We start from the raw sequence: 6,131 nt of genomic DNA, 5'->3' as shown, positions 1-6,131 counted from the left end.
CCTTAAATGGGCTATCTCTTTTTCTTCATCGGTCATTTTTGGTTTGCCTCGACCAGGAAAACTGTTCTTTCCGTAATCCTTTAGCTCGCTGCGCCAGCGGTAAAGAACGGAGGGGTAGATGTCTAGGTCTTTGCAGACCTGCCCCACATTATCTTTGGCATAACTCAATTACACTGCTTTTTGTTTAAACTCTAGTGTGTAGTGTCTGGCTCGTTTTTTCATAATTGCTAAATTAACCACTAGCAAACAAAGTCTCTCAACTTTTTGTCCAGTCTAATGTAGCAATTCCAATATTAAGTGAAATGCGGGGTAGCTCTCAGTGAAAACGGAAAGTGTTGATGTTTGCTTAAATAGCAATAAGGTGAAACCTGTACTAAAGGTGTTTCTTGAAGATGATACAGCTGAAGTTGCAGGTGCGTAAACGCATAAGTTTGGTTGACATGGAATTTTTGAAAATCACAATCTAAATCTACTTGATGAAAATGGGTAGAGGCATCGCCATTACAAACCTTGTGCTCGTGGTGCTCAAAAAGGTGTGCCAATTTATGAGAGGCCGGCAATAACAAGGTGGTCACTACAAATAGCGCAAGCACTTTAAAGCTGATATGTGATTTTAATGCAATCAATTAATCTACAAAACGTTTTAGACCAATTCGGCGAAGCATCTTTTTTTCAAAATTCCAAAAGAATTGGTGTTGCCCAAAAAGCCAGCCAAAACCTACTAGCAAAAATTGATATACTGTAAAGAGTAAAATAATTCGGGTAACCCAATAGCCAAATGTTCCAAAACTTTCAGTTGTGATATTTAAATAGCTTAAAATGGGTTTGCCAATGTATGAAGCTGTTGATCCCGTTATGGAAAAAACCAAAAAAATAATAGCTATTTGCCAATTGTTGTCAATGCCCCAGCGCGCTTTTAATTTTTTCAAAGTCTGCATTTTAGTTGCAAAAGTACTAAAATCACAATTAAATACGAGGCACCCACGGCCCTAATCTTTGATTGTAGGTCATTTGGAAGTATATAAAATAATTATATAGTAAGTAGTTTACTTCGTACCCGTAGTCAATGTTGGGCTGATAATCAATTTGAAGCTCGTATAAGTTAGGATTATAGCGCTGAGGTTGAAGCACACGTTGGTTCCATTCGATAACGTATTGATAATTTCGGTTTTCCAAATATTGTTGTGAGTAAAAACCGTGAGGCCTAGCTCGGCTAGCCACCCAAAAATTGAAACCGGGCTCGATGATAATGATTTCGTATTCGGTTTTGTCGCTGGAAATAACAACCGTGTCGTTATTCTTTAAGGTTTGTAGGCGCTCATCATCTATTGAAGCCGTTTGTTTTGTGGTATTGCAATTGAAAGCTAAGGCCGCTAAGATTAATATGTAGAATAGTTTTTTCATAGTTTTATTTTAATGGTTTATTCAAATTTAAGGCCAAAGGGAAGTAGTTACGAAACCACAATGAGTAAACCATTACTTTTAATTAGGGAACGCCATTTGGCATATTCTAAATTTACGAAAAACTATTTTTTGAGTGGCCGGATTTAAGGGGTTTTAACAAAAAAGCGCCGAAAACGATACCGTTCTCGACGCCAAATCTTTAAGTGTTAAAAAAAGATTGTTATTTTCCGCCAAACAAGCCGCCTAATAGACCGCCAAGTCCGCCTTTGTTTTTTGCATTTCCTAAAACCATTCCGGCTACATCGTCAACAACGCTGCCATCGCCGTCGGCATCGAGTATTTTTTCCAAAAAGCTTTGCTCTTCTTTGGCTGAGTTTCCTCCGAGCAAACCTCCAAGCAAACCTCCCAAATCATTTGGTGTACTCACATTGTTTTGTCTGGCCTGTTTTCCCAAAACGCCCATTAAAATAGGAGCGGCCACTTTTAGGATGTTTCCCACATCGCCGGCACTAACACCGGACTTTTCACCGATTATTTTTTCTATGCCTTGTTTTTTTGTTCCTAAAACATGACTTAAAATTTTGTCGCCATCATTTTTTACGGCATCATCAACACCACCACTAAATAGGCCACCAATATTATTAATAATACTTCCGTCGTGTTTACTGTTCATTAAGGCTCCCATTAACCCTTCTGCACCTTGCGGTGTTGAGGCATTTCGTTCCATAGCTTTCATAAGTACGGGTAATGCCATTGTAAGCACGCTGCTCGTTCTGGTTTCATCAGTTCCCGTTGAACCCGATACGCCGCTAATAATTGTTTTTCCTAAATCACTGTTTAAAAGATCTAAAATTCCGGACATGATATTTATTTTTTGTAAGATTAAAATTAAAAGGTAAGGTACAAAAAAAGTCCTAACCGTTATAGTTAGGACTCGTTTATAATGTTTTGGTCACATTGAAATGTAAACCAAGTCTAGGTTTTTTAGAAATTACCCAAGAATACTGATAATTTGCGAAGCCAATTCTTCACCAATTCTATCTTGAGCTTCGTTAGTGGCTGCACCAGTGTGAGGTGTTAACGATAGTGCAGGGTTCATTAACAATTGCATTTCTGGTTTTGGCTCTTTTTCAAAAACATCTAGAGCAGCTCTGGCTACTTTTCCGCTTTCAATCGCTTTAACCAAAGCTACTTCGTTTACTACACCACCACGTGCTGCGTTGGCAATGATAACGCCGTCTTTCATCATGTTGAACTCGGCTTCATCAATAACGTAATCTTTTTGTGCAGGTACGTGTAATGTTAAGAAATCGGCTTGTTTTAAAACGTCTTCTTTTGAAATGGTTTCAATTTCGAAGTTTACTTTTTGTCCGTCGAAAAATTCCAATTCCAAATTGGCTTTTTCCAAAAACGGATCGAAAGCCACTACTTTCATTCCAGCTCCCAAAGCTACTTTTGCGGTAGCTTGACCGATACGGCCAAAACCTAAAACACCTAAAGTTTTTCCTTTAAGCTCGGTACCTTTGGCATAAGCCTTCTTTAAACCTTTAAAGTTGCTGTCTCCTTCAAGTGGCATTTCTCGGTTGGCATTGTGAAGAAAACGCGCCAATCCGTAAAAATGACCGAAAACCAATTCGGCTACAGAGTGCGAAGAAGCTGCAGGTGTATTGATAACGTGCAAGCCTTTTTCGCGAGCGTATTCTACATCGATATTGTCCATACCAACACCACCGCGACCAATGATTTTTAGGCTTGGGCAGCTGTCTATTAAATCTTTGCGAACCGTGGTGGCACTACGAACCAAAAGAACAGCAATGTCGTTCTCGTTGATGTAATTGGCTAACTGTTCTTGAGCTACGGTTGTTGTGATCACTTCGTATCCACCTTTTTCAAGGGCTTTAATGCCGCTTTGAGAAATACCGTCGTTTGCTAATACTTTCATTTAAATTCTATTTTTTTATTTCCTCGAAGGAGGAAATCTTTATTGTTCATAATGCGCTTTTAAGGATTTCCATCTTCATGGAAATGAAAAAGACGACTTTTAATTTATGCTTTGCTTTCCAATTCGCTCATCACCTCAACCAAAACTTTTACGCTCTCGATAGGCATGGCGTTGTACATAGAGGCGCGGTAACCACCAACACTTCTGTGACCGTTAACACCGCTAATTCCAGCTTCTTTAAGCATGGTTTCAAAAGTGTCTTTTAAATTGTCGTTGGTCAGGTTGAAGGTCGCGTTCATTAACGAACGATCTTCCTTAACTGCAAACCCTTCAAATAGTGGGTTCAAATCAATTTCAGAATACATAATAGAGGCTTTCTTTTCGTTCTCTTTTTCAATGGCAGCAATACCGCCTTTGCCCTTCAGCCACTCTAACGTTAACATTGAAGTATAGATAGGGAATACAGGAGGCGTATTGAACATACTGCCTTTATCGATATGCACTTGGTAATCCATCATCGATGGGATTTTACGGGATACTTTTCCTAAAATATCTTCTTTAACAACAACTAAAGTTGTTCCAGCAGGGCCCATGTTTTTTTGAGCTCCGGCGTAAATTAATCCGAATTGTGAAAAGTCTAGAGTACGAGAGAAAATATCGCTACTCATATCGCAAACCATTGGTATGTTGGTTTTTGGGAAACTCTTCATTTGCGTACCAAAAATAGTGTTGTTTGAGGTACAGTGGAAATAATCGTAATCTTCAGGAATTTCGTAACCTTTAGGGATGTAGTTGTAGTTGGCATCTTTTGAAGAACCTACTTCGTAAACATCATCAAAAATTTTAGCTTCCTTAATGGCTTTTGCTGCCCAAGATCCAGAATTTAAATAACCGGCTCTTTTTTCTAAAAGGTTAAGGGCAACCATTAAAAATTGTGTGCTGGCACCACCTTGTAAAAACAAAGCCTTGTAGCCTTTACCTTCTAAGCCTAGCAGCTCTAAAACCAAAGCTCTGGCGTTTTCCATAATATCCACAAAATCTTTACTTCTGTGAGATATTTCAATTAAAGATAAACCAGAATTGTTATAATCAACTACCGCTTCAGATGCTTTAAGCAATACTTCCTGTGGTAAAATACTTGGTCCTGCGCTAAAGTTATGTTTTTTCATGTTTGTTATAAAAAATTGAGATGCAAAGTTGCTAATTAATTAGGGATTATATAGTATTAAATCCATATTTTTTTTAGGAAATCGATATTAAAAATTCAACAGAATCAACACTATCTGCATAATCCCAAAGTTTGGGTTTTTGGGTGTGCCCAAACGGCACTTCTTTTTCTGTAAAACCATTAGAAACAATACATTGAATTAATGCTTGGTCTTGGTTTAATTTTTCTTTCAATTGCTCGGTATTCTTGTAATATTCGTAAAACAAAGTAGCAATGGGCGAGGCGTAGCTTTGGTCTTCTTTTATCATAAAGAATCCGTTTTCAAGCATATCGAATTCGCTCATTAAATACACGGCCTTGTTGTAGTCGTAATTATTGGCGTATTTGGCTTTTTCTATTATGGGATGCCAATGGTAAATAGATTCGAAAAAGGTGTTGAAATCATAGCCTTTGGGCACAAATAGTTTCGAAACATTGCGGCAGCCCAATCCGTAATATCTAAATATGTCTTCCGATAGGTTTTTTAAGTCTTCCGTACTTTCATCACCTGTTAGTACGGCAACAGAGTTTCGGTTGTTACGAATAATAGACGGTTTGTCCTTAAAATAATATTCAAAGTAACGGGCGGTGTTATTGCTTCCGGTGGCAATAACGGCATCAAAATTTTCAACTTTATCTTCCGTAAAACTTATTTTTCCTTTAAACTGTGGTTCCACATATTCCAAATACTTCGCCAAAAAGGGTAGCAAATGTTTGTCGTTTGAAGATTGTTTAACTAAGACGTTGTGGCCACTAATTAAAACCGACAAAAAATCATGAAAGCCCACCAAAGGGATGTTCCCCGCCATGATGATGGCTACGGTTTTGGGTTCAACTTTACCAAAATCATAAGGGGTTAGCCATTTGGTTAAGTTTTTTTCGGTTAAGGATTCAGCCCATCCGTTAATGGCAAAGCGCATATTTTCTGGAGTAAACCATCCGTTGTGTTCTTCGGCCAGTTTTAGTTGGTGCTTAAAGCCGTCGAAAAAAATGTCGTTGTGTTCCACATCATCATTTTTTTTGAAGATTTCGGTAGAAAATTGCCTTAAAAAATCTCCTAATTTTGCAAATGCGGTAATTCTTTTCTGTAATTGCATCCTTAAATTTGGTTATGAATGGTTTTGGCTTTATTTTTGCGACTGCAAAGTTAGAAAGAAAAAAACGCTATGGCAATTATTATAACAGACGAATGTATAAATTGTGGCGCTTGCGAACCGGAGTGCCCAAACACAGCAATATATGAAGGCGCGGACGATTGGCGCTATAAAGATGGGACCAGCTTGGAAGGCACCGTGGTATTGACCAACGGAACCGAAGTGGATGCTGATGAGGCCCAAGAGCCCATTAGCGACGAGATTTACTATATCGTGCCTGATAAATGTACAGAGTGTAAAGGTTTCCATGACGAGCCACAATGTGCGGCAGTATGCCCAGTGGATTGTTGTGTGCCTGATGAAGATAACGAGGAAACCGAAGAAGAGCTTTTGGCCAAGCAAAAGTTTATGCACCCAGACGGATAATCGAAAATTTACAATTAGTGATACAAAATTAAATCCTGAGTCTTTTTGGCTCGGGATT

The 6,131-nt window shown here is 38.5% G+C and carries 8 protein-coding genes and 1 pseudogene; 1 reads left to right on the top strand and 8 read right to left on the bottom strand.

Annotation, left to right across the window (positions count from 1 at the left end; genetic code table 11):
* The 8 genes and pseudogenes from HC176_RS12340 to HC176_RS12305 form a co-directional block, all read right to left on the bottom strand.
* Positions 1-246, bottom strand: a pseudogene (locus HC176_RS12340) (transposase); the annotation flags it as partial.
* A gap of 47 nt (positions 247-293) precedes the next feature.
* On the bottom strand, positions 294-626 hold the full coding sequence (locus HC176_RS12335; protein ID WP_167918731.1) for a hypothetical protein: 333 nt from the start codon (positions 624-626) through the stop codon (positions 294-296).
* Positions 627-929: a DUF6787 family protein gene (locus HC176_RS12330; protein ID WP_167918729.1), complete on the bottom strand. Its 303-nt coding sequence runs from the start codon at positions 927-929 to the stop codon at positions 627-629.
* 37 nt (positions 930-966) lie between these two features.
* The gene (locus HC176_RS12325) at positions 967-1,404 is read right to left on the bottom strand and encodes a DUF6146 family protein (RefSeq protein ID WP_167918727.1); all 438 of its coding nucleotides are present in this window, start codon (positions 1,402-1,404) and stop codon (positions 967-969) included.
* A 220-nt stretch (positions 1,405-1,624) separates the two neighbouring features.
* Positions 1,625-2,266 (bottom strand): DUF937 domain-containing protein, encoded by a 642-nt coding sequence (locus HC176_RS12320; RefSeq protein ID WP_167918725.1) that lies wholly within the window; start codon positions 2,264-2,266, stop codon positions 1,625-1,627.
* Positions 2,267-2,395: 129 nt separating this feature from the next.
* Positions 2,396-3,346 carry a D-2-hydroxyacid dehydrogenase gene (locus tag HC176_RS12315; protein ID WP_167918723.1) on the bottom strand — a complete coding sequence of 317 codons (951 nt, stop codon included), beginning with the start codon at positions 3,344-3,346 and terminating at the stop codon, positions 2,396-2,398.
* 104 nt (positions 3,347-3,450) lie between these two features.
* Positions 3,451-4,515, bottom strand: coding sequence for a 3-phosphoserine/phosphohydroxythreonine transaminase (gene serC, locus HC176_RS12310; RefSeq protein ID WP_167918721.1), 1,065 nt, complete (start codon positions 4,513-4,515; stop codon positions 3,451-3,453).
* A 73-nt stretch (positions 4,516-4,588) separates the two neighbouring features.
* On the bottom strand, positions 4,589-5,650 hold the full coding sequence (locus tag HC176_RS12305; RefSeq protein WP_167918719.1) for an acyl-CoA reductase: 1,062 nt from the start codon (positions 5,648-5,650) through the stop codon (positions 4,589-4,591).
* Positions 5,651-5,719: 69 nt separating this feature from the next.
* Between HC176_RS12305 and HC176_RS12300 the strand changes: the two genes are divergently transcribed.
* Positions 5,720-6,073: a 4Fe-4S dicluster domain-containing protein gene (locus HC176_RS12300; protein ID WP_167918717.1), complete on the top strand. Its 354-nt coding sequence runs from the start codon at positions 5,720-5,722 to the stop codon at positions 6,071-6,073.
* Positions 6,074-6,131: the final 58 nt, after the last annotated feature.

Source organism: Tamlana crocina, assembly GCF_012037625.1.
The sequence above is the reverse complement of the archived record's forward strand: the minus strand, read 5'-3'. Positions and strand labels throughout refer to the sequence as shown.